The organism is Thalassospira sp. ABL2_045 (assembly GCF_056161285.1).
Map to the genome: position 1 here is coordinate 63105 of NZ_JBSWYV010000008.1, position 23542 is coordinate 86646.

The following is a 23542-nucleotide window of genomic DNA, read 5'->3' on the forward strand; positions in this document are numbered from 1 at the left end:
CAGTTCTATCAGAAGCCGAGCACTTTGGCGCGGGCATTCATCTGACCGTTATCGGCATAGGTCATGTAACCGCCGATCAGGTCACGATAGGCAAGGAAGCTTTCGGTGACTTTACGGGTCAATGCATCGTCGCTTTCACGCAGATCTGCATAAACCCCGGTCGCAGCGTCACCCATCGCGGCAACGACTTCATCCGGGAGCTTGCGGACTTTGACGTCCTGCTCGGCAACCAGTTTCTGCAATGCCTTGGCGTGGTTGGTTTCGTACTCGGTCCAGACTTCGTTATAAAGGCTGTCTGCCGCGAACTTGACGACTGCCTGCAGATCTTCCGGAAGGTCTGCATAGGCCTTGGCATTCACCGCACATTCCTCGGCCGAGGACGGCTCGCCAACACCCGGCCAGTAATAGTTCTTGGCAACCTGATAGAAGCCAAGTGCGCTATCGGTCCACGGACCGATGAACTCACCGGCATCAAGCGCACCGCTTTGCAGCGCCTGGAACATGTCGCGACCGCCCATGGCCTGAACCGCCATGCCGAGTTTCGCGCACATTTCCGATGCCAGACCGGTGGTACGGAACTTAAGGCCCTTAAGGTCATCGACCGAATTGATTTCATTGCGGAACCAACCTGCCCACTGCGGACCGGAGTTGCCGCACAGGAACGGCTTCAGGCCGAACTGACCATAGATCTCGTCATACAGTTCCTGACCGCCACCGTAGTTCAGCCAGCCAACCTGTTCGTCGGCACGCAGGCCAAACGGCTGCGACCCGAACAGAAGGATGCCTTTGGATTTCGAACCCCAATAGGCCGGAACCGCATGATAGATCTCGGCCGTACCTTCGGAAACGGCATCAAACACACCACGGCCCGGAACAAGTTCGCCAGCGGCATGGAGTTTGACTTCAAGACGACCGCCCGAAAGGGTCGTAATACGGTCTGCCAGTTTCTGTGCAGCTACACCCGGCCCAGGCAGGTTTTTCGGCCATGCGGTAACCATGTTCCACTGGCGCTTGTCCTGTGCGATGGCAGGGGTTGCGAATGTCGCAGCGGCCGCTGCGCCTGCGCCGGCAACGCCAGCGGTCAGAAATTCACGTCTTTTCATGTTAAGAAGCCTCCTTGAGTGTACCCTGATAGGGCGATGTAAGGGCAATCGTCATTGCCCCCACGCGTGAGTTTGACTTATTTGCCGAGAATACCGGGCAGGTTCAGCCCGTTTTCCCGCGCGCAATCCAGTGCGATGTCATATCCCGCATCCGCATGACGCATCACACCGGTTGCCGGATCGTTCCAAAGGACGCGTTCGACCCTGCGTGCGGCATCTTCTGTGCCGTCACAACAAATCACCATGCCGGAATGCTGCGAGAAGCCCATTCCGACACCGCCGCCATGATGCAGCGAGACCCAGGTTGCCCCGGACGCCGTATTCAGCAGCGCATTCAAAAGCGGCCAGTCACTGACCGCATCCGAGCCATCTTTCATAGCTTCGGTCTCCCGGTTCGGACTTGCAACCGAACCGCTGTCAAGATGATCACGCCCGATCACGACCGGGGCTTTCAGTTCACCATTCTTGACCATTTCGTTGAACGCCATGCCGAGGCGATGGCGCTGCCCCAGACCGACCCAGCAAATACGGGCCGGCAGGCCCTGGAAGGAAATGCGTTCGCGCGCCATGTCCAGCCAGTTATGCAGGTGCGGATCATCAGGGATCAGTTCCTTGACCTTCTGGTCGGTCTTGTAGATATCTTCCGGATCACCCGACAGGGCTGCCCAGCGGAACGGACCGATGCCCTTGCAGAATAGCGGGCGGATATAGGCCGGAACGAAGCCCGGGAAGGCGAATGCGTTCTCGAACCCTTCTTCAAGGGCCATCTGACGGATGTTGTTGCCGTAATCGACGGTGGGAATACCATTGTCGTGGAAGGCAACCATCGCTTCGACCTGAACACGCATCGATGCACGCGCGGCCTTGGAAACCGCCTTGGGATCGGATTCCTGTTTTTCGCGCCATTCGGCAACGGTCCAGCCCTGCGGCAGGTAACCATGAACCGGGTCATGTGCCGATGTCTGGTCGGTGACGATATCCGGGCGAACGCCGCGTTTGACCAGTTCCGGGAAGACATCCGCCGCATTGCCGATCAGGGCAACCGACTTGGCTTCACCCGCCTTGGTCCAGCGTTCGATCATTTCAAGCGCTTCGTCCAGTGAATGGGTTTTCTCATCGACATAGCGGGTGCGCAGGCGGAAATCCGCACGGGTTTCATCGCACTCGACTGCAAGGCAGCAAGCCCCCGCCATGACGGCCGCCAACGGCTGTGCACCGCCCATGCCGCCAAGGCCACCGGTCAGGATCCATTTGCCCTTAAGGTCGCCGTCATAATGCTGGCGGCCAGCCTCGACAAAGGTTTCATAGGTGCCCTGAACGATGCCCTGCGACCCGATATAAATCCACGACCCCGCGGTCATCTGGCCATACATCGCCAGACCCTTTTTATCGAGCTCATTGAAATGGTCCCAGTTGGCCCAATGTGGCACAAGGTTGGAGTTAGCAATCAGAACACGCGGCGCATCCTTGTGGGTGCGGAACACGCCAACCGGCTTGCCCGACTGCACCAGAAGCGTCTGGTCATCTTCAAGTTCCTTGAGGCTGGCAACGATCTGATCGAAGTCCTTCCAGGTGCGGGCCGCCCGGCCAATGCCGCCATAGACAACCAACTCATGCGGGTTTTCGGCCACATCCGGATGCAGGTTGTTCATCAGCATGCGCATCGGCGCTTCGGTCAGCCAGCTTTTCGCCGAAATTTCGCTCCCGGTGTCGGGATAGATATCACGCTGATTGTGACGCGGATTGTTGGTCATGACTTGCCTCTTAGTGCTGGGGCCAAATCGGCCAGTGTCTTCAGGATTTCAGTAAGATGCGTGCGCAGTTTTGCCGCACGGCTTTCGTCATAGGACCAAGGGGCTTCCTCGGCCGTCAGATAGGTGGATTGCGCCAGTTCCATCTGGATGGCGTGCTGATTGATCTCCGGGCGGCCATAATGACGCGTGGTCCAGCCCCCCTTGAAACGCCCGTTCAGAACGGCACTGTATCCTTGCGCCTGCGAACAGATTTCAGATGTCAGCGTCTCAATCATCGGGTCGCAGGTGGTACCCAGATTGGTGCCGACATTGAAGTCCGGCAATGTGCCGTCAAACAGGAACGGAATGTTTGAGCGGATCGAATGGCAATCATAAAGGATCGCGACCCCGTGTTTGGCGCGCACCCGTTCAAGCTCGGCCGCCAGTGCCTGATGATAGGGCGTGTGGAAGGTCGCTGCGCGATAGGCAATGTCGTCTTCAGTCGGGGCAACGTCCCAGATGTTCTCGCCGTCAAAATCGGTCAGCGGCACAAGCGTCGTGGTGTTCTGACCGGGATACAGGCTGACCCCTTCGGGATCGCGGTTGGCGTCAATCACATAACGATGGAACGTCGCACGCACCGTCGTCGCACCATCGAGCACCCCGTCATACAGGGTATGAATATGCCAGTCGGTATCGGCCAGTTCACGGCCACGGTCATTCAGCTTCGCGGCAATGTCATCGGGGACATAGGTGCCGGTATGGGGGAGCCCCAAGACAATCGGACTCTCGCCGTGTTTGATTTCAACCGGGTTGGTCATGGTTATGCAGCCTCCCCAACGACAAAGCCCGACAGTTTGGCGGCAGCCACCAGCGCGCCTTGGCTGACAAGCTCGGCTGCCTTCGCCAAGTCCGGCGCCATGTAACGGTCTTCCTTGACGGTCGGGATATCGGCGCGCACGGATTTCAGAACATTCAAAAGCCCTGCACTGGTCTTGAGCGGCGCACGGAATTCAACGCCCTGCGCCGCACAGATCAGCTCAACCCCAAGAATGTTCGAAAGGTTGGCATTCATCCGTGCCAGTCGGCGTGCGCCGTGGGCGGCCATCGACACATGGTCTTCCTGATTGGCACTGGTCGGCGTGCTGTCGGTCGAGCACGGGTTGGCCAGATGCTTGTTTTCACTCATCAGGGCGGCTGTCGTGACCTCGGCAATCATCAGACCGGAATTCAGGCCCGGCTCCGGGGTCAGGAATGGCGGCAGATCATGCGACAGGGTCGGGTCGACCATCAGCGCCACACGGCGCTGGGCAATCGCGCCGATTTCGGCAACCGCAAGCGCGATCTGATCGGCGGCAAAGGCGACCGGTTCGGCGTGGAAGTTCCCACCCGAAACAATGCGGCCGTCTTCTTTAAGCACCAGCGGGTTGTCGGTGACGGCATTGGCTTCGATCTCAAGCGTCTGACCGGCAAAGCGCAGCAAATCCATCGCCGCCCCGGTGACCTGTGGCTGGCAGCGGATGCAATAGGGGTCCTGAACGCGGGTGTCGCCTTCGCGGTGGCTTTCACGGATTTCCGATCCGGCCATCAGGTCACGCATTGCACGCGCGACATTGATCTGGCCCGGATGGCCCCGCAGGGTATGGATTTCATCGACCAGCGGTGCGGTCGATCCCATGATGGCATCGGTTGAAAGCGATGCGGTGACGATCGAACTTGCCGCATTGCGCCAGGCCGAAAACAACCCAACCAGCGCGCAGGCGGTTGAAAACTGGGTGCCGTTAATCAGCGCCAGACCCTCTTTCGGGCCGAGCACCACCGGGTTCAACCCGGCCTTGGCAAGGGCATCCTTCCCGGGCAGGGTTTCACCTTTATAGGTGGCTTCACCCGCACCAATCATGACAGCCGCCATATGGGCCAGCGGTGCCAGGTCGCCCGAAGCGCCCACCGATCCTTGCGACGGAACAACCGGCGTCACGCCCTTGGCCAGCATACCTTCGATCAACTCGATCAGCTCCCAGCGCACACCCGATGCACCGCGCCCGAGTGAGAGCAATTTCAACGCCATCATCAAACGGGTGGTCGCGCCATCAAGTGGCTCGCCGACGCCGCAGCAGTGGCTCAGGATCAGGTTGCGTTGCAGGGTTTCGGTATCTTCCGGCGCAATCTTGACCGAGGCCAGTTTGCCAAAGCCGGTATTCACACCATACACCGCCTCGCTGCCATCAGCGGCCTTGCGCACCATTGCGTGGGCCGCTTCAACACCTTCGCGCGCGGATGGATCGAGTTTGACCGCAACCTGATCACGCCAGATGCTTTCAAGCTCTGCCAGTTTGACCGAAGCGGGGATAAGTGTGACAGTCATAATCGATCCTCGGGGCACGTGTTAATGCGGGGGCGCGGTGGTGGTTATTTGGGGACGGTTTCACCGCCGAAAATGCGTTCAAACAGCGGATTGAACCCGATGCGGTATGAAAGTTCGGCCGGGTGTTTGGCATTCCAGATGGCAAGATCGGCGCGCAGTCCTAGTTTGATCCGCCCGGTATCGGACAGGCCAAGGGCGCGCGCGGCATGGGCCGTCGCGCCAACAAGCGCCTCTTCCGGGGTCAGGCGGAACAGCGTGCAGCACATGTTCAGGGTCAGAAGCATTGATGCCAGCGGCGATGTGCCGGGGTTGCAGTCCGTCGCAACCGCCATCGGCACGCCATGTTTGCGGAACGCCTCGATCGGCGGCAACTGGGTTTCATGCAGGGTGTAAAACGCACCGGGCAGAAGAACCGCGACTGACCCGGATTTGGCCATGGCGATTGCGTCTTCCTCGGTCGCATATTCGACGTGATCGACCGAATGCGCATCATATTCGGCGGCCAGTTTGGTGCCACCAATGTTGGACAATTGCTCGGCATGGAGTTTGACCGGAATGCCAAGATCGCGGGCAACGTCAAACACACGTTTAATCTGATCGGTGTTAAAGGCAATGCCTTCGCAGAAGCCATCCACCGCATCGACCAGTCCTTCGGCGTGGGCAGCCTTCAGGGTCGGAATGCAGACCTCATCAATATAGCCGTCCGGATTGTCTTTATATTCCACCGGCACCGCGTGGGCGCCAAGGAAGGTGGTTTTGATCCGCACATTACGATGATCGGCAATCTTGCGTGCGGCGCGCAGCATGTTGAGTTCGGTCTCTTCGTTCAGGCCATAGCCCGACTTGACCTCGATCACCGATACGCCCTCAGCCAGCAGCGCGTCCACACGCGGCAGGGCGGATGTCAGAAGGTCATCAATCGATGCTTCGCGGGTGGCCTTCACGGTCGAAACAATACCGCCGCCGGCACGGGCGACTTCTTCGTAGCTTGCCCCCTTCAGGCGCATTTCGAATTCAACCGCACGGTCGCCGCCATGCACGACATGGGTGTGGCAATCAATCAGGGCTGGGGTGATCAGGCGGCCTTCAAGGTCGCGGATCTGATCCTTTGGGGTGTCTTCCAGATATTGGGCGGGGATGGCGTCATCGGCACCGACCCAATTAATCAGACCATTGCCAATAGCGATCGCGCCGCATTCGATCAGGCCATAGCTGTCGTGATCCTCAAACGTGACGATTTTTGCGTTTCGAAGCAGCATCGCGAAGCATCACCCCTTGATAAGTTTGTTATTAAGGATAATATGTACGTACATAATATTTCTGTCAAGACGGGTAGAGGCAATGAAGGTTCTTTGGGCAAATCAGGCACTTACGACAGCGGGCTGGCAAAACAATGTCCGGATCGAGATTGATGAGAGTGGCAGAATTGCTGCGATTCAGGCCGATTCTGCGGCGCCATCCGATGCCACCAGCAAAACCGATATCCTTCTTCCGGCGATTTCAAACCTGCACAGCCACGCGTTTCAGCGCTCCATGGCCGGCCTGACGGAACGGCGCGGGCCCGATCCGCGCGATACCTTCTGGACCTGGCGGCAATTGATGTTCCGCTTCCTTGATCAGCTCACCCCTGATCATGTCGAAGCGATTGCAGCCTTCGTTCAGATGGAAATGCTGGAAGCCGGTTACGCCAACAATACCGAGTTCCATTACCTGCATCATCGTCCCGGCGGGCATTTGTATGACAATATCGCCGAGATGGCCGAACGCATTGCCGCCGCCACCGAAACCACCGGCATCGGCCTGACCCTGCTGCCCGTACATTATCAATATGGTGGCTGTGACAAGCGCCCGTTAGGCCCAGGCCAGATTCGTTTTGGCAATGATCCCGACCAGTTCGCCAAATTGTATGAGGAATCCGTTCGCGCGGTTAAAGACCTGCCCGCCGATACGGTGATGGGGGTCGCGCCCCATTCCCTGCGCGCGGTGGCCCGTGAAGATCTGATCGCCACCAGCCTGCTGTCCAAGGATGGACCTGTTCATATGCATCTGGCCGAACAGTTGGCCGAGGTTGATGAAGTCCGCGACAGCTGGGGCAAGCGCCCAACCGAATGGCTGCTTGAAAATGCCGATGTGAACGCAAACTGGTGTCTGATCCACTGCACCCAGATGGAAGAACATGAAACGCTTGGGCTTGCCAAAACCGGGGCCGTTGCGGGCCTGTGCCCGATCACTGAAAGCAGCCTGGGCGATGGCATTTTTGATGGTGTGCGGTACCTGAATGCTGGCGGTGCGATTGGCGTGGGGTCGGATTCCAATATCCGTATTTCACTCTCGGAAGAGCTCCGCACGCTGGAATACAGTCAGCGCCTGCGGGATAATTCCCGCGCGGCTTTGGCCACAGAACAGAAATCAACCGCGCGCCGGATTTATGACGCGGCGGCCAAGGGCGGTGCACAGGCGGCAGGGCGTGACGCGGGCCGGATCGAGGTCGGCGCACTGGCCGATTTGATGGCGCTCGATGGTTCGGCGGTTGACCTGATCGGCCGGACAGGCGATACGATCCTCGATACATATATCTTCGCCGGAGATGATCGCATGGTGCGTGATGTCTGGTCGGCCGGTCGTCATGTCGTGACCGAGGGCCGCCACATCGCCCATGACGCGATCACCAGCCGGTATCGCAAAGTGATGGAACAACTCAAGGAAGCAGTGTGAACAGCCTGGAACAGCAAAGCTGGCAATCGGTCCATGACGAGGTTCTGCGCCGCATTCACACCCGTGAGTGGAAACCGGGCGACCTGATCCCCAAGGAAGTCGAACTTGCCGAGCAACTTGGCTGTGCACGCGCAACGGTGAACCGTGCGCTGCGTGAACTGGCATCCGAAGGTTTCCTGGATCGCCGGCGCAAGGCCGGCACGCGGGTGGCCGCCCATCCGGTGCGGCGCGCCAAACTAGATATTCCGGTTATTCGGCTTGAGATCGAAGGCCGCGGGCAGAAATATGCCTATGGCCTGCTGTTTAGCGAACGCCGCACCCCGCCGCCGGAAATCTGCGCCAATTTGGGCGTGACAGCGGAAAGTGATATGTTGCATATCACTTCGCTCCATCTCGCCGACGGCAAACCGTTCATGTTCGAAGACCGCTGGGTATCCATCGCGGCCACACCAACAATCCTTGATGCTGACCTTGATAAAATCAGCGCCAATGAATGGCTGGTCTTGCATGCGCCCTATACGCGCGGCGATATCTATTTTTCTGCGGTCAATGCCAGCGAGACCGAGGCCAAGGTGCTGCGCACCGATCCGGGCACGTCGCTTTTCCTGATGGAACGTACCACGTGGGAAAACAATACCGGTATTACATCGGCAAGGCTTCTGTTCGCACCGGGCTATCGCAAGCATTCTGCTATCTGACCATAAAAACTGCGATGGGCAGTCGAGGCAAGGTGTTTTGCAATGTGCTTTACTGACTGACCTGATAATCCTTAAGGGCATTGGTAAGTTGCATGGCAAACCGCGCAGAGGCGACTGGTAAGGTGCGCCCGCGCATCTGGCCCAAAATAAGATTTCCCGGAGGCATATCGCGCTCGGAAATCGGGCAATGGACCAATGACCCGTCTTCGGGTACGCGCAGACCGATAGGAATTTGAAAGCCAACCGCATTTTCATGCAGGACATAGTGGCGTATCAGCTCGAAGCTCTCGGTCTCGACCACGGGTGAGACATGGCGTGAGCTGCGTCGGGCGGCAAAATCCAGCAGGTGACGGACACCAAATCGGTGGGTTGGCGCGACATGGGGCATATCAAGGCAGTCACGCAACCTGATTTCATCACGTGAAGCCAATGGATGATCGGATCGCATCACGACATCGACCGTTTGCGCAATGGCATGGATGACTTCAAAATCGACTAGGTAGATCGGTTCAAACACCAGCGCAATGTCACTAGAATAGCTTGCCAGTTCCTGTTCGGCCTGCGCGCGATCGCGGACATTGACGCTAAAGGTCACCCCGGGATGAGCCTCTCGGTAAATCGCAATCTGTTCTGGCAGGAAATAGGGTAAAAGCGCCTGCGAACAGGCAATGGAAACATGCCCGCGGCGTTCTCCGGTCAAATCGGCGACCTGTCCCTGAACACGTTCCAGATCGGATGCCATCGCCCGGTAATGGTGCAACAAAAGCTCGCCGGCCGGGTTTAATCGAACCCCGCTTGGCAGGCGTTCAAAAAGTTCTGACCCGAACTCTTCCTCAAACCCGTTGATTCGTCGGTTCAAAGCCGATGCCGTCAGGTTCATGTCTTCGGCCGCCTTCCGCATTGAACCCGCACGGGCGACAGCTTCGATCATTCGGAAAGTCTGCAAGTACTTCATGAACAGTCCATCTTCAGAGCGGTGCATTTTTTGCACCGCATTGGTGAATTCATAGCAGTTTTCGCGAACGCAAAAAACTGCAAACTGAATCCAACGGATTCTTAACTAGCAGTTCATGGGGGTTTTCGAAGATGCTTACGAGACGTAATTTCCTGAAGGGTAGCGCACTGGTTGCTGGTACTATTCCATTCGCAAAAACATTCTCTGCAATGGCTGCAGGCAGCGACACGTTGGTTGCTGTTTCGGCCCAGACGGTCAACAGCCTTGATCTGCACCGGACCGGAACAAACCGTGCCAGCTATCAGATCGCTATCAACTGCTATGACCGTCTGGTATCATTTGGTACCAAACCGGCAGAGGGCGGTGGACTGTCTTACGACTATTCGGAAATAGTTCCGGAACTGGCGGAAAGCTGGACCTTCTCGGACGATGGTCTGACAATGACCTTCAAACTGAAATCCAATGCCGTCTTCACCGATGGGAACAAGGTTACCGCTGCCGACGTCAAATGGTCATTTGACCGCGCCGTAAGTGTCGGTGGGTTCCCAACGGTCCAGATGAAGGCAGGTGGTTTGTCTCGCCCGGATCAGTTTGAGGCCGTTGATGACGAAACCTTTGTCATTAAGCTTGATCAACCTTCCAAGCTTTCGCTACCCGATCTTGCCGTACCTGTGCCGTTTATTATCAATTCCAAAGTCGCGGTGGAAAACGCCACGACGGATGATCCGTGGGCAATGGAATATTTGCACCTCAATACCATTGGCTCCGGTGCTTACACCGTTACGCGTTGGGATGCCGGTCAACAGGTCGTATATGAACGCAATGAGAACTGGGTTGGTGGTCCGACCCCTCCTGTGCGTCGTGTGATCATGCGTGAAGTTCCATCAGCAGCAACCAGCCGCGCACTGATTGAACGCGGTGACGTTCAGGTTGCGTTCAACATTCCTGACAAGGATGCAGCGGAACTGGCAGATAAGGTAACTGTTCATTCAACACCGATTGAAAACTGCGTCCATGCGCTGTGCCTGAATACTAAGTTCGAACCGTTCCAGGACCCGGACGTACGTAAGGCGATTGCCTATGTCGTGCCATATGAAGCGATCTTTAATGCTGCTGCCTATGGTCGTGGTGCACCACTTTGGGGTGGCGAGGCCAAGGCAACAGACATCGCATGGCCACGAAAGTCGCCCTATGACACCAATCTTGAAAAAGCCGCTGAACATATGGCGAAGTCGGGCTACGCCAATGGTTTCGAGACCAAGCTTTCCATCTCGACCGACCTGTCATCCTGGATGGAACCCGCAGCCCTTCTGATCCAGGAAGCGGTTGGTAAACTGGGAATCAAGGTCGAGATTGAAAAAATCCCGGGTGCGAACTGGCGTACAGCCGCACTGGTCGAGAAGCGTCTTGATTTCCATCTGGAAAACTTCGGTGGCTGGCTCAATACACCGGATTACTATTTCTTCTGGGCTTATCAGGAAGGGCATCTGTTCAACTCGTCGAACTATTCCAACCCAGAAGTCGAACAGCTCACGAACGAAACCCTGCACATGGCCATGGATGATCCGGACTACGCCCCCAAGATCATGCGTATGATTGACATCGTTCACGAAGACTTGCCGCGTATTCCGCTGTGGCAGCCGGCTCTTAACGTCGCGCTGAACGGTGCGGGTGGATATGAGTTCTGGTTCCACCGTCAGCTTGATATCCGCGGCCTGACCACGGTGGAAAGCTAAGCCTATGGCAGTCCGGGGAACCAGTATTCTGACACGTATCGCACAGGCCATACCGGTCCTGTTCGGGGTCATTGTCATCAGCTTTGTCCTCACACGTGCTTTGCCTGGTGACCCGGCTGTCCAGTTTGCTGGGATCATGGCAACGCCCGAAACCATCGAAGAAACGCGCGCAAAGCTTGGTCTTGATAAACCATTGCCAGAACAGTTTGCGGTCTATCTTGTTCAACTGCTCAAGGGCGATCTGGGGCAATCGGTATCAACCGGGCGCCCGGTACTGACAGAACTGACCAGTCGACTTCCGGCATCTCTTGAGCTTACGCTCAGTGCGCTTATTCTTTCATGTGTTGTTGCTATTCCATTGGGGGTTTTGGCTGCAACAAGACCGGGAAGTTGGGTTGATCAGATTTGCCGTTTGCTGGTGACCATGGGGGTATCACTTCCGACCTTCTTCACCGGCGTGATGCTGATTTATGTCTTCTATTACCTTTTGGGTATTTCACCCTCGCCATTAGGACGGCTTGATTTCATCTATCTGGATCCGCCACATGTGACTGGTTTCTTTCTAATTGATGCTGCATTGGTTGGCGATTGGGAAACCTGGTTTGGTGCACTCAAACAGCTGATCCTACCTGCTGTCACGTTGGCACTGTTTACCTTGGCGCCAATTGCCCGCATGACCCGTGCAGCGATGCTTTCGGCGCTGTCATCGGATTATATCCGCACAGCCCGTGCAGCCGGGCTTGGGTCTGGGCGCATTCTATATGGCTATGCGTTTCGCAATGCGCTTCTGCCCGTGGTGACGACACTTGGTATGGTGTTTTCCTTTGTTCTGGGCGCGAACGTTCTAGTCGAAAAGGTCTTTGCCTGGCCCGGTATAGGGTCTTACGCGGTCGAAGCCCTGATCGTATCGGACTATGCCGCTGTTCAAGGCTTTGTTCTGGCGATGGCGTTTCTTTTCGTCTTCCTCAATCTGGTGATTGACCTGGCCTATGGCCTGATTGATCCGCGTTTCGGGACATCCGGGAAATGAACAAAATGGCGTCACCAGTAACTGATTCCACGGCGCAAGCTGCAACTAACCAACTGGCAGTCAGCGCAACCAAAGCCAAGCCCAGCGCCTTTAGTCATATTCTCTATGTGCTTCGAGAAAATCCGGTGACCGGTCTTGCCTTTGGCATGTTTGGCTTGTTGATCTTTGCTGCGGTGTTTGGGCCATCCATTGTTCCTTATGACCCGTTGGCAACCGATGCCGCTGCTGTGTTGCAGCCGCCTTCGTTGGCGCATTGGTTTGGTACAGACAATCTTGGCCGCGACGTGTTTAGCCGCGTGGTTGTTGCCACCCGGCTTGATTTGGTGATCTCGGTTGCTGCAGTCGCACTGTCATTCGTGATTGGCTCATTTCTGGGCGCGATTGCAGGCTATCGCGGTGGATGGACCGATATCACGCTGAACCGCGTACTTGATACCATCATGGCATTCCCGCTGTTTGTGCTTGCAATGGGGGTGGTCGCTGCCCTTGGCAACTCGGTTGATAACATCATCTACGCAACCGCGATCATCAATATCCCGTTCTATGCCCGTCTTGTCCGCGCCGAGGTCAATATTCGCCGCAATGCAGGTTTTACACTGGCGGCCAAGCTTTCAGGCAACAGCGATGCCCGCATTCTGGCATTTCATATCTTTCCCAATGCTCTGCCACCGATGATGGTGCAGGTGTCATTGAACCTTGGTTGGGCGATCCTGAATGCTGCCGGGCTCAGCTTCATTGGCTTGGGCGTGCGTCCGCCGACCCCGGAATGGGGGATCATGGTCGCCGAGGGGGCGAACTTTATCGTGTCGGGTGAATGGTGGTTGGCACTGTTCCCGGGGCTTTCACTGATGATTGCGGTTTTGACGTTTAACCTGATGGGCGATGGTCTGCGCGATATCGTCGATCCTCGGCGGAGGACATAATCATGCTTTCCATCAAGGGATTAAGCGTCGCCTTCAGGACGCGGAATGGCGAAGTCAATGCGGTCAAAGGGATCGACTTCGAACTGGCAAAGGGCGAACGCCTTGGCATCGTGGGAGAAAGTGGATCGGGCAAGTCGGTTACGTCCTTTGCTCTGATGCGTATCCTTGATGCTGGTGGGCAGATCAAGGCCGGTGATGCGATCTATAGCGGTATTGATTTGCGCAACGCATCCGAACGCGACATGCGTGATATCCGCGGGCGCGAAATCAGCATGATTTTCCAAAACCCGCGTGCCGCCCTCAATCCGACCCGCAAGGTCGGTCATCAGATCGAAGATGTCCTGCGCCGTCATAGCCGTGCAACCCGCCAAAATGCCAGGGCAAAGGCAATCGAGGCCCTCGAAGCGGTCAAAATTCGCGATGCTGCCGCACGCTATGACGCCTATCCCTTTGAACTTTCCGGTGGCATGTGCCAGCGTGTTGTGATCGCACTGGCATTGGCCTGTGATCCCCAATTGATCATTGCCGATGAACCGACCACTGGGCTTGATATCACAACCCAAAAGGCGGTGATGGATCTGGTTGATGGTCTGGTCCGTGCGCGCGGGATGTCGTCCATCCTGATTACGCATGATCTTGGACTGGCATCGCAATACTGCGATCGGATTGTCGTGATGAAGGACGGCCTGATTGTCGAGGCGGGCGATCCAGTTAAGCTCTTTACCGACCCCCAACATGCCTATACCAGCAAACTGGTGCATGCAACGCCGCGCCGGACAGGAACGATCCGGTCTTTGTTGCCCGAAGGCGACCGGCCGGCTCTTGAACCCCACGTCATTAGTGAAAAACCACTGATCGATGTTGTTAATCTCTCAAAGACCTATCAGGGCAAGAATGGCCCGGTTCATGCGGTCAAGAAAATCAGTTTCACGGTCCATGAAGGCGAAAGTGTTGGCCTGGTCGGTGAGTCTGGATGTGGGAAATCGACCACGTCCTCGATGCTCGTGCGTCTGCTTGACTCCACGCATGGCAGCATCTTTTACCGTGGTGAGGATATCGCAGCCCTTCCGGCGGCGGACTTTGCCAAACATCCTTTGCGTTCGAAAATCCAGATGGTTTTTCAGGATGCAACTGATAGCTTGAATCCGCGCTTTACGGCCCGTCAGGCGATTGCCGATCCGTTATTGCGACTGATGGGAATGCTCGGGGATGCTGTTGACAAACGCACCGAAGAACTGGCTGATATGACCGGTTTCCCAAGTCATCTTTTGGACCGGTTCCCCCATCAGCTTTCCGGCGGGCAAAAGGCTCGTATCGGGATCGCCCGTGCACTTGCGACAGAACCGGATTTCCTGATCCTTGATGAACCGACCGCGGCGCTTGATGTTTCGATCCAGGCCTTGGTCCTGAACCTTTTGGCAGACCTGCGCGTCAGCCTTGGCATTAGTTACCTATTTGTCAGCCACGATCTCAATGTGGTGCGTTTGCTCTGTGATCACGTGATCGTCATGCAAAATGGCACCATCGTTGAATCCGGTCCGGTCGTGACCGTAATGGAAAACCCAAGTCATCCCTACACACGCGAATTGCTCTCAGCCGCGCCCCAGGCGCCGGTGCCCGAAACTGCCTGATCAAACTCCGCCACAAGAAATTTCAACAATGCCACAGACGGACGGCCAAAAATGATTGCTGATCTTCCTTTCACACTTGCTGCCCTCCGGCAGGCATACGCATCCGGTTTGTCTCCGGTGCAGGTCATCGAAGAAGCGTTTCGCCGCCTTGATGCGATCAATGATCCGGGCATATTTATTCACCCTGCACGTGAAGCGGCCCTTGAGGCGGCAGCCGACCTTGGTGAATATGATGGGCGTCCGCTGTGGGGTGTTCCCTTCGTCGCCAAGGACAATATAGACGTTAAGGGCATGCCGACAACAGCCGCCTGCCCGGACTTCGCCTATGACCCGGACGATGATGCCTTTGTCATCGAAAAGCTTCTTGAGGCGGGTGCAGTTTGTCTGGGCAAGGCCAACCTTGATCAGTTTGCTACTGGATTGGTTGGTGTCAGAAGCCCTTATCCGGTTCCGAAAAATGCCATTGATCCGGCCGTTGTGCCGGGCGGTTCATCATCTGGTTCGGCGGTTTCTGTGGCGCATGGCATTGCGACATTCTCACTCGGAACAGATACAGCCGGTTCCGGGCGTGTACCCGCTGCGCTTAACAGTATCGTTGGCCTGAAACCCACACTTGGTGCTTTTTCGGCACGTGGCGTGGTCCCTGCATGTCGGACGCTTGATACCATTTCGGTGTTTGCACTGAATGTTTCCGATGCCTGGGATGTTTTCTCGGTCGCGGCCCAATACGATCCAACGGATGCCTATTCGCGGAAACTTCCCAAATCTTGCGGTTTGCGCAAAATTCTGTCGAACCGGGTTGCTGTACCCAATAACAAGACGCTTGAAACATTTGGCGATGACATCCAGCGCGCGCATTTCCATGCGGATGTGGCAAGATTAGCCCGTCTTGGCTGCGAAATCACAGAGATTGATTTCACCCCGTTCTACAATGTTGCAAAGATGCTTTACGAAGGTGCTTGGGTTGCAGAACGCGTCGCGGCTGTGGGAAATCGCCTTATTGATGCCCCCGAGACCCTTCATCCAACAACGCGTGCCATTCTGGAGCCGGGTCTCAAACTCAGCGCAGCAGATGCATTTAAAGGCATGTATCGCCTTAAGGATTTGGTGCGGGAGTGCGGATTTGCCTTGGCGGATATTGATGCGATCTGTGTGCCGACCATTCCGCATTTCGTTTCTGTTGATGATATCACAAACGACCCTATCGGGCCGAATTCAAGGCTTGGGACCTATACCAACTTTGTTAATCTGCTTGATATGTGCGGTATTGCTGTGCCGACAGGCGCACGCAGCGACGGTCGACCGGGCAGCCTGACCATCCTTGCACGTATGGGCGAGGACGCCATGGTAGCGTCCCTTGCCGCGGCCCTCGAAGCCGGGGCCGTTGGGGCAACCGGATGGGAACGGGATGCCGTTGCACCGCGCGCGGATACTGTTGGCGAAGATGAAATTGCCATGGTGGTCTGTGGTGCGCACATGACGGATTTGCCGCTTAATTCGGAATTGACCAGTCGCGGCGCGCGGTTGCTGAGCAAAACCAGAACGGCACCGAAATATCGTTTTTATGCTTTGGCGGGTGGTCCGCCCAAACGACCGGGGATGGTTGCGACCCCTGATGGCGGTGGTGCGATTGATGTCGAAGTCTGGGCCTTGCCAAAATCCGAGGTCGGCGGTTTCCTTGCCGGTATCCCATCACCGCTGTGTCTGGGCTCGGTAGAGCTTGAAGATGGGACCTTCGAAAAAGGTTTCCTGTGTGAAGGTGCCGGCCTTGCCGGGGCAACCGAAATCACCGGGCTTGGAAGCTGGCGCGCCTACATCAATCAAATGGCCAGCTAACCATCTAATCCGATTATAAAATTCGCAATCGTCTTACACGGAATCGCACTGTTCGGGATCTGACCTGATGGTGCGATTTGCGTTGAAAACGGTTGGATGGGTGACGGACGCGTTGTCGCACTGTAATGGATATTTGGGTGGGAAAGTGTAGTGACTTACGAAACGTCCCAATCAGAACACTGATTAAGACAGGTCTCAGAAGTTGTCCCTTTGTTTGACAGGTCAGTCAATTCCAAGTAAATGCAAACAATTCGCAGTCGCTTTTGATTGCGAGGCGGACAGGTTTTGGGAATGGTTGCGACCTTGCGCGATAGGGAACTGTTGACCTTGCTGATTGCTCATCGGGCAGAGCTTGTGAGCTATGCGCGTGCAATCGTGGGCGATACCGCGCTTGCCGAAGATGTCGTTCAGGATGCCTATTTCCGCCTTGAGCGCGCCCAGCAGGTGAAACTTGATGACAAGCTTGATGAACCGGTTGGCTATATTTTTCGGATTGTGCGCAACCTAGCCATTGATGGACGCCGCCGGATCGGGCGCGAGAATACTTTTATTCAGGGCGATGCCAGTGGCACGGCGGACATGGTTGCCGCCGAGGGGCCCGATCCCGAAGAAAAGGCGATCGCGCGCGGACAGGTCCGGTTACTTGAAAAGGCCCTGTCCCAATTGCCCGAGAAATCACGCATCGCACTTGAGATGCATCGTTTCGGTGGCTGCAAATATGCCGAGATCGCCAAGCGCCTTGATGTGTCGGTCGGTACCGCGCGTCAGCCAAACCAAAGAGCGCCCGACTGTGTTCCTGCAAGCCCATCCTGGCCGGTTTGAATGTTGCTGGGGCATGGCGGATGGCATGTTGGGGCCGTTTGTCGAAATTGCCGGGGGCACGAACATCGCTGATGCGGTGGCGCCGGGGCCGACGGCACAGCACACCGCAGAGTTCCTGCTAACCGAAAATCCCGATGTCTGGATTGGGACGGCGTCGGGCACCTTTGCGGAATTTAGCGACGGCGCGGATCCGGTCGCGCTTGGCGCCGGTATGACGCCCGAAGCCGCGTCGCAAAGTTTGACGCGCTATTTGTCCGCACCGGAATTTGCAGCCCTTGATGCGGTGCGAAACGGGCGGGCGCACAGCATCTGGCATAATTTCTATAACTCGCCATTTAACATCGTCGCGCTTGAAGCCTTTGCCAAATGGACCCATCCGGAGCTTTTCACTGACATCGATCCGATGGACACCCTGACCGAGATTTATGAGCGCTGGTTGCCGTTTGAATTGAACGGGACCTTTAGCGCGACCGTCGGGGCCGTCCAATGACAGAGATCGGGGTGACACTGTATCAACGGTTTGGCAGTATTCACAAGCGGCGTCTTGGGATGGTGTCGCTGTTGGCGGTCGGGGTTGTGGTGATGCTGGGTCTTGATCTTTGGGCCGGGCCCGCCGGACTAGCGTTTTCCGATATCATTTCGGGGTTGATCGACCCACAGCAACTTGATCTGCGCCATCGTATCATTTTGTGGGACGTGCGTCTGCCCGATGCCCTGATTGCGTTGGCGGTTGGCGCGGCCCTTGGTCTTGCCGGGATCGAAACCCAGACCATTCTTGATAACCCGCTGGCCAGTCCGTTTACGCTTGGCGTGTCATCGGCCGCAGTTCTGGGGGCCAGTCTTGCGATTGTCGTCGTGCCGGTGGTGCCGTTTTTTGCCGAGGCAGCCGTATTGCCGGTGATGGCGTTGCTGTTTGCGTTGGGGTCGGGGGTGCTGATCCTGGCGATTGTGCGATGGAGCAACGGCGCGCGTGAAACCGTGGTGCTGTTTGGTATTGCGCTTGTGTTTTTGTGCAATGCCCTGACGGCGGGCCTGCAATATATCGCCAGTGCCGAGGCGGTGCAGCAGATTGTCTTCTGGACGATTGGCAACTTGACCCGCGCGGGCTGGCCAGAGGTTGCGATGGTCAGTGCCTGTTTTCTGTGTGTGTTGCCATTTTCGCTGCGTCATGTCTGGGTCATGACGCTTTTGCGTGGTGGGGAAGCACATGCACGCAGCATGGGGATCAATGTCGCGCGACTGCGGCTTTGGGTGATTTTGCGGGTGTCGCTTCTGGCCGCCTTTGCGGTGTGCTTTGTCGGCGCGATTGGCTTTATCGGATTGGTGGGCCCGCATATTGCGCGTCTGATGCTGGGTGAAGATCATCGGATGCTGGTGCCTGGATCGGCCCTTTGCGGGGCGCTGATCCTGTCTTGTGCATCGTTCCTGTCAAAGGCGTTGATTCCCGGCGTGATCATTCCGGTTGGTATTTTGACCGCTGTTGTCGGCGTGCCGGTCTTTCTGGGGTTGCTTTCGGGGCGGAGGCGCATGGCATGACCCTGTTTACGGCAAAAGGCATTTCGGCATTTTACGGGCGCAGCCATGTGCTTGACCGGGTTGATTTGCCCGATCTCAGCGATAATCAGGTTCTGGGGCTTTTGGGACCAAATGCATCGGGCAAGTCGACATTGATGCGCTGCCTGTCTGGTGAAAAGGGAACCGAGGGCCAGATTGCGATTGATGGGAAAACGCGCGCGGATATGGGCCATGATGGTTGGCATCACCGGTTGGCCTCCATGCCGCAAACGCCGCCCAACCCGTCGGCCCTTTTGCCCACCGAGCTGATGTGGAGCACGGCCCGTGCGCTTGATCTTGATTTTTCCGATCAGGAACTTGGCGATCAGATCGAGGAGATTTTCAAACGGCTGGGGTTGGCCGAAGTTGCGCTTTCACCGCTTCATACCCTGTCGGGGGGTAAGCGCCAGTTGGTTGGTTTGGCGCTGGCATTGATGCGCGATCCCGACGTGTTGTTGCTTGATGAGCCGACATCGGCCCTTGATCTGCACTGGCGCATGGTGGTGCTTGATCTCGTACGCGAGCGTCTGGCAGAGCGGGGCGGGGTTGTGATTGCCGCTTTGCATGACCTTGATCTGGCGGCCCGGTATAGCGACCGGATTGTGCTTTTACATCGGGGCAAGATCATTGCAGCGGGAACCCCGTCAGAGGTTTTGACGCCTGCCAATCTGGCACGTGTGTATCGGGTCGAAACCCGCGTTTCGTCCGATGGAGACGGACGACCGATTGTGCATGTTATCCGTCCGCTACGGGATGTTGAGCCCGCCTGAAAATTGCGCTGGTATTGGCGATCAGCCGGTTCTGAGTACCTGTGCTTCATGCAGGCGGCGATATGCGCCATCGCGGGCGAGCAGGGCATCATGACTGCCTTGTTCGGCGATGCCATCCTGGGTGATGACGACGATGCGATCAGCATTGCGAATGGTCGCCAGGCGGTGTGCAATGACAAGCGTGGTGCGGCCCTTGGCCAGATCATCGAGCGATTGCTGAATGGCCTGCTCGGTTTCGGTATCAAGTGCTGATGTGGCTTCGTCCAAAATCAGGATTGGCGGGTTTTTCACGAAAATACGCGCGATGGCAACACGTTGTTTTTGCCCGCCTGACAGCTTCACACCACGTTCGCCAATCACCGTATCAAGACCGGCTGGCAGGCTTGCGATCAGGTCATCAAGGCGGGCACTTTTGGCAGCCGCAAGGATTTCATCCTCGCTGGCGTCAAGGCGGCCATAGGCGATGTTATCGCGCAAGGTGCCGGCAAACAGGAAGACGTCCTGCTGTACGATGCCGATCTGGCTGCGCAGACATTTCATCGTCATGTCGCGGATATCGGCACCATCAATGGTGATGCGACCCCCATCCACGTCATAAAAACGTGGCACCAAAGAGCATAGCGTGGTTTTGCCTGCACCCGATGGCCCGACAAAGGCCACGGTTTCGCCCGCTTCGATCGTGATGTTGATATCATCCAAAATGGTGCGATCCGGGGTGTAGCCAAAGGTGACCTTTTCAAAGGCGAGATTGCCGGACAGGGCAAGGTCATCGCGCGCATCCGGGCGATCGACAATGTCGGGTTCGGTATTCATCAGTTCCTGATAATTGCGGAAACCGGCAATGCCCTTGGGATAGGTCTCAACAACGGCAGCGATCTTTTCAAGCGGTTGGTAAAAGACGTTTACCAGCAACAGGAAGCCGACAAAGCCGCCGATGCTGAGCCCGCCATTGACCACGAAATAGGTGCCGGCAATCAGGATGACGACCTGAACAATGCGCATGCCGAGATAGTTGATCGCAAGGCTGATGGCCATTATGGCATAGGCCTGCAATTTGACGGTTCGGTATTGCTCGTTATCGCGATGAAACAGGGCGCGTTCATGATCTTCGTTGGCAAAGGCACGCACCACACGTACGCCGCCGACATTTTCCTCGATCCGGGCATTGAAGGCACGCACGCGTCCGAACTGGTTTTGCCAGTTGCGCGTCATATCGCCGCCAAACCGCACGACAAGCCACATCACCAAAGGTGCGATGGTCATGGCAATCAGGGCCAGCGGGGTGTGGACGGTAAACATCAGGATCAGCGCGCCGACAAAGGTCATGATGGCGACAAACAGGTCCTCTGGCCCGTGATGGGCGACTTCGCCGATTTCTTCGAGATCCTTGGTGACGCGGGCAACCAGATGGCCGGTTTTCTGATTGTCGTAAAAACGAAAGGACAGCTTTTGCAGATGATCGAATGCACGGCGGCGCATTTCGGTTTCAATCGTGATGCCCAAAACGTGTCCCCAATAGGTGACAACCGCCATCAGGCCGGTATTGATCAGATAGACAATCAACAGACCAAGGGCGGCCAGCAGGATCAGAACCCAGTCCTGTTTGGGCAGCAGGGTATCGACAAATCCGGCCACGGCGACCGGGAAGCCCAAAGACAAAAGACCCGACAAAACAGCGCACCCGAAATCCAGCAGGAACAACCGTTTGTGCGGCAGATAATAGGAAAAGAATTCTTTGAGCATGCGCGCGCATTCCAACAATAACCGACAGGGTTATATGTATAGGAATGGTTCTTATTTGCATAGGATAAGTCGGCGGATTCCGGGCAAAAAATACGGCGGTTTGCCTATGCTTTCTTTCCTGCGTTTGGCGCAGTTAGCTCGGCGCGATCACCCGGATCGGTGTGCCGTTCTGCCAGGCCAGAATGGCCTCGACGGTCTGGCCGTAAAATACCTTCCAGGTATTGCGGGTAACATAGCCAAGATGCGGGCTGAGCAGCAGGTTCCTGCAATCGCGCAAAGGGTGGTCGGCGGGAAGCGGTTCCTTGTCATACACATCAAGGGCGGCGCCAGCAATCTCGCCGGCATTGATGGCCTTGATCAGCGCGTTGTCGTCAATAATCGGCCCGCGGGAGGTGTTGATGAGAAAGGCCGTGGGTTTCATCACCTTGAAGTCGGGTGCACTGATCAGTCCGCGGGTGCGATCCGACAGGCGCTGGTGGATGGTGACGAAATCAGATGCGCGAAGCAGGTCTTTCTTTGTTTCCATGAAGGTGACGCCGCGTTCTGCGCAGTGCTCCGGCGTCAAGTTGGCGCTCCAGGCGCAAACCTTCATGTCAAAAGCCTGGGCCATTTTGGCGACCTTTGCCCCCAGCCGCCCAAGGCCTATAATCCCCAATGTCGACCCGGCAAGGTCCTGACCGAGCCCGACCTGCCAGCCACCGGACCGCATGGAGGCGTTTTCAGCAACGATGTTGCGCGCAAGGGCCAGCATCAGGGTAAAGGTCAGTTCGGGCGTTGCGGTGGACGGGGACTCAGTGCCGCAGACCGTAATGCCCAGTTCACTTGCAGTCGCGACGTCAATGGCGTCATTGCGTTTGCCGGTGGTAACGATCAGGCGGAGGCTCGGAAGTGCACGCAGAAGATCGCCCGAAAGCGGGGTGCGTTCGCGCATGACACACAGGACCTCAAACGGGCTGAGGCGCTCAATCAGCTCATCGCGATCCGAGATGGTGTCATTGAATAATGTGATCTCGCCGAATTCCTCGACCTTGGACCAGTCGGCGGATTGCAGGGCAAGGTTCTGATAATCGTCGAGGATGGCAATGCGCATGGTGGCGTGATGTCCTGAGGTATGAAGACCGGGATCCGGGGGCGTTACCCCGCCAGATGTTGGGCAAGGAATTCAACGGTGCGGGCATGCGCCACTTCGGCGGCCGGGGCGACGTAGGACGGGCGGGCTTCGTTGGCAAAGGCATGACCGGCTTCATACATGTGAATTTCCATACCGGGCAGGGCGGTCTTGGCGTCTTCGATCATCTCGACCGGAACGTGTTCATCGCTCAAACCAAAATGCCCAAGGAACGGAATGGAAAGCGGTTTATCAAGATACTGGTCCAGGCGTGTGCCATAAAATGAAACGCCTGCGACAACATCAAGGGTCTGTGCGGTGCGAAGCGCCAGGCCGCCACCCCAGCAAAAACCGATCACCGCGACCTTGCCACCATTTGCAGCCAAGGCCTGGACAGCGGCATCAATATCCTTGAGCGTGTTGGCAACATCGGATGCCATCATCAGGTTACGCGCGCGTTCAAAATCATCAAATGCCACGACCGATCCGCGCTCGATCCTGTCAAAAAGGGCGGGAATGGCGACTTCATAGCCAAGGGCCGCGTATTTCTTTGCAACGTCTTTGAGCTGATCGGTGACGCCAAAGATTTCCTGAAGGATCACAATCCCCCCGCGGCGTTCACCGACCGGTGCTTCAAACCAGCAATCAAGCGCGTGCCCATCAGTGGCGGTAATGGTCTGCATCATGTGTTTATATCCTTTGGGGCGTGGTGGGCTTCGCGGTGATGATATCGAATTGGCACGGCAGAACAATCATGATGGTGCGAGCCAAGCATGATTTTCCAATTGGCTTGCACTTTGTCAGCCGGATGTGACATCAC

The 23542-nt window shown here is 56.6% G+C and carries 20 protein-coding genes; 11 read left to right on the forward strand and 9 right to left on the reverse strand.

The window, feature by feature from the left end:
* Positions 1-8: 8 nt before the first annotated feature.
* From ACXAIA_RS12695 to hutI, 5 genes are all read right to left on the reverse strand, one after another.
* Positions 9-1103, reverse strand: coding sequence for a TRAP transporter substrate-binding protein (locus tag ACXAIA_RS12695; protein ID WP_475349643.1), 1095 nt, complete (start codon positions 1101-1103; stop codon positions 9-11).
* A gap of 77 nt (positions 1104-1180) precedes the next feature.
* Positions 1181-2857 (reverse strand): urocanate hydratase, encoded by a 1677-nt coding sequence (gene hutU, locus ACXAIA_RS12700; protein ID WP_475349644.1) that lies wholly within the window; start codon positions 2855-2857, stop codon positions 1181-1183.
* Positions 2854-3657 carry an N-formylglutamate deformylase gene (gene hutG / locus ACXAIA_RS12705; RefSeq protein ID WP_475349645.1) on the reverse strand — a complete coding sequence of 268 codons (804 nt, stop codon included), beginning with the start codon at positions 3655-3657 and terminating at the stop codon, positions 2854-2856. Before hutG ends, hutU begins: the two co-directional genes overlap by 4 nt.
* A gap of 2 nt (positions 3658-3659) precedes the next feature.
* Positions 3660-5201: a histidine ammonia-lyase gene (gene hutH / locus ACXAIA_RS12710; protein WP_475349646.1), complete on the reverse strand. Its 1542-nt coding sequence runs from the start codon at positions 5199-5201 to the stop codon at positions 3660-3662.
* A 44-nt stretch (positions 5202-5245) separates the two neighbouring features.
* Positions 5246-6460, reverse strand: a complete 1215-nt coding sequence (gene hutI / locus ACXAIA_RS12715; RefSeq protein WP_475349647.1) for an imidazolonepropionase — start codon at positions 6458-6460, stop codon at positions 5246-5248.
* Between the two features lie 82 nt (positions 6461-6542).
* On the opposite strand from hutI, the gene ACXAIA_RS12720 reads away from it, so the two are divergent.
* Together ACXAIA_RS12720 and ACXAIA_RS12725 are read left to right on the forward strand one after the other, a co-directional pair.
* Complete coding sequence (locus ACXAIA_RS12720; protein WP_475349648.1) at positions 6543-7916, forward strand: formimidoylglutamate deiminase; 1374 nt, start codon at positions 6543-6545, stop codon at positions 7914-7916.
* Positions 7913-8614: a GntR family transcriptional regulator gene (locus ACXAIA_RS12725; RefSeq protein ID WP_475349649.1), complete on the forward strand. Its 702-nt coding sequence runs from the start codon at positions 7913-7915 to the stop codon at positions 8612-8614. The genes ACXAIA_RS12720 and ACXAIA_RS12725 overlap by 4 nt, the downstream gene beginning before the upstream one ends.
* 49 nt (positions 8615-8663) lie before the next feature.
* Here the strand turns inward: ACXAIA_RS12725 and ACXAIA_RS12730 are convergent, their stop codons facing one another.
* Complete coding sequence (locus tag ACXAIA_RS12730) at positions 8664-9569, reverse strand: LysR family transcriptional regulator (protein WP_475349650.1); 906 nt, start codon at positions 9567-9569, stop codon at positions 8664-8666.
* A 131-nt stretch (positions 9570-9700) separates the two neighbouring features.
* On the opposite strand from ACXAIA_RS12730, the gene ACXAIA_RS12735 reads away from it, so the two are divergent.
* The 9 genes from ACXAIA_RS12735 (at position 9701) to ACXAIA_RS12775 (ending at position 19871) form a co-directional block, all read left to right on the forward strand.
* Positions 9701-11305, forward strand: coding sequence for an ABC transporter substrate-binding protein (locus ACXAIA_RS12735; RefSeq protein WP_475349651.1), 1605 nt, complete (start codon positions 9701-9703; stop codon positions 11303-11305).
* A gap of 4 nt (positions 11306-11309) precedes the next feature.
* Positions 11310-12335, forward strand: a complete 1026-nt coding sequence (locus ACXAIA_RS12740; RefSeq protein WP_475344458.1) for an ABC transporter permease — start codon at positions 11310-11312, stop codon at positions 12333-12335.
* 5 nt (positions 12336-12340) lie between these two features.
* Positions 12341-13258, forward strand: coding sequence for an ABC transporter permease (locus ACXAIA_RS12745; protein WP_475349652.1), 918 nt, complete (start codon positions 12341-12343; stop codon positions 13256-13258).
* Positions 13259-13260: 2 nt separating this feature from the next.
* Complete coding sequence (locus tag ACXAIA_RS12750; protein ID WP_475344463.1) at positions 13261-14889, forward strand: dipeptide ABC transporter ATP-binding protein; 1629 nt, start codon at positions 13261-13263, stop codon at positions 14887-14889.
* A 51-nt stretch (positions 14890-14940) separates the two neighbouring features.
* Complete coding sequence (atzF, locus tag ACXAIA_RS12755) at positions 14941-16725, forward strand: allophanate hydrolase (protein ID WP_475349653.1); 1785 nt, start codon at positions 14941-14943, stop codon at positions 16723-16725.
* Positions 16726-17052: 327 nt separating this feature from the next.
* On the forward strand, positions 17053-17547 hold the full coding sequence (locus tag ACXAIA_RS12760; RefSeq protein ID WP_475349654.1) for a sigma-70 family RNA polymerase sigma factor: 495 nt from the start codon (positions 17053-17055) through the stop codon (positions 17545-17547).
* A gap of 13 nt (positions 17548-17560) precedes the next feature.
* Positions 17561-18037, forward strand: coding sequence for a TroA family protein (locus tag ACXAIA_RS12765; RefSeq protein ID WP_475349655.1), 477 nt, complete (start codon positions 17561-17563; stop codon positions 18035-18037).
* The gene (locus tag ACXAIA_RS12770) at positions 18034-19083 is read left to right on the forward strand and encodes a FecCD family ABC transporter permease (protein WP_475349656.1); all 1050 of its coding nucleotides are present in this window, start codon (positions 18034-18036) and stop codon (positions 19081-19083) included. The genes ACXAIA_RS12765 and ACXAIA_RS12770 overlap by 4 nt, the downstream gene beginning before the upstream one ends.
* Entirely contained in the window at positions 19080-19871 is a 792-nt protein-coding gene (locus tag ACXAIA_RS12775) for an ABC transporter ATP-binding protein (RefSeq protein ID WP_475349657.1), read from the forward strand. Before ACXAIA_RS12770 ends, ACXAIA_RS12775 begins: the two co-directional genes overlap by 4 nt.
* 21 nt (positions 19872-19892) lie before the next feature.
* Here the strand turns inward: ACXAIA_RS12775 and ACXAIA_RS12780 are convergent, their stop codons facing one another.
* The 3 genes from ACXAIA_RS12780 to ACXAIA_RS12790 form a co-directional block, all read right to left on the reverse strand.
* A complete protein-coding gene (locus tag ACXAIA_RS12780) occupies positions 19893-21614 on the reverse strand; it encodes an ABC transporter ATP-binding protein (RefSeq protein WP_475349658.1) in 1722 nt (573 codons plus the stop codon).
* A gap of 133 nt (positions 21615-21747) precedes the next feature.
* Complete coding sequence (locus ACXAIA_RS12785) at positions 21748-22704, reverse strand: D-2-hydroxyacid dehydrogenase family protein (RefSeq protein ID WP_475349659.1); 957 nt, start codon at positions 22702-22704, stop codon at positions 21748-21750.
* Between the two features lie 44 nt (positions 22705-22748).
* Positions 22749-23408, reverse strand: coding sequence for a dienelactone hydrolase family protein (locus ACXAIA_RS12790; RefSeq protein ID WP_475349660.1), 660 nt, complete (start codon positions 23406-23408; stop codon positions 22749-22751).
* Positions 23409-23542: the final 134 nt, after the last annotated feature.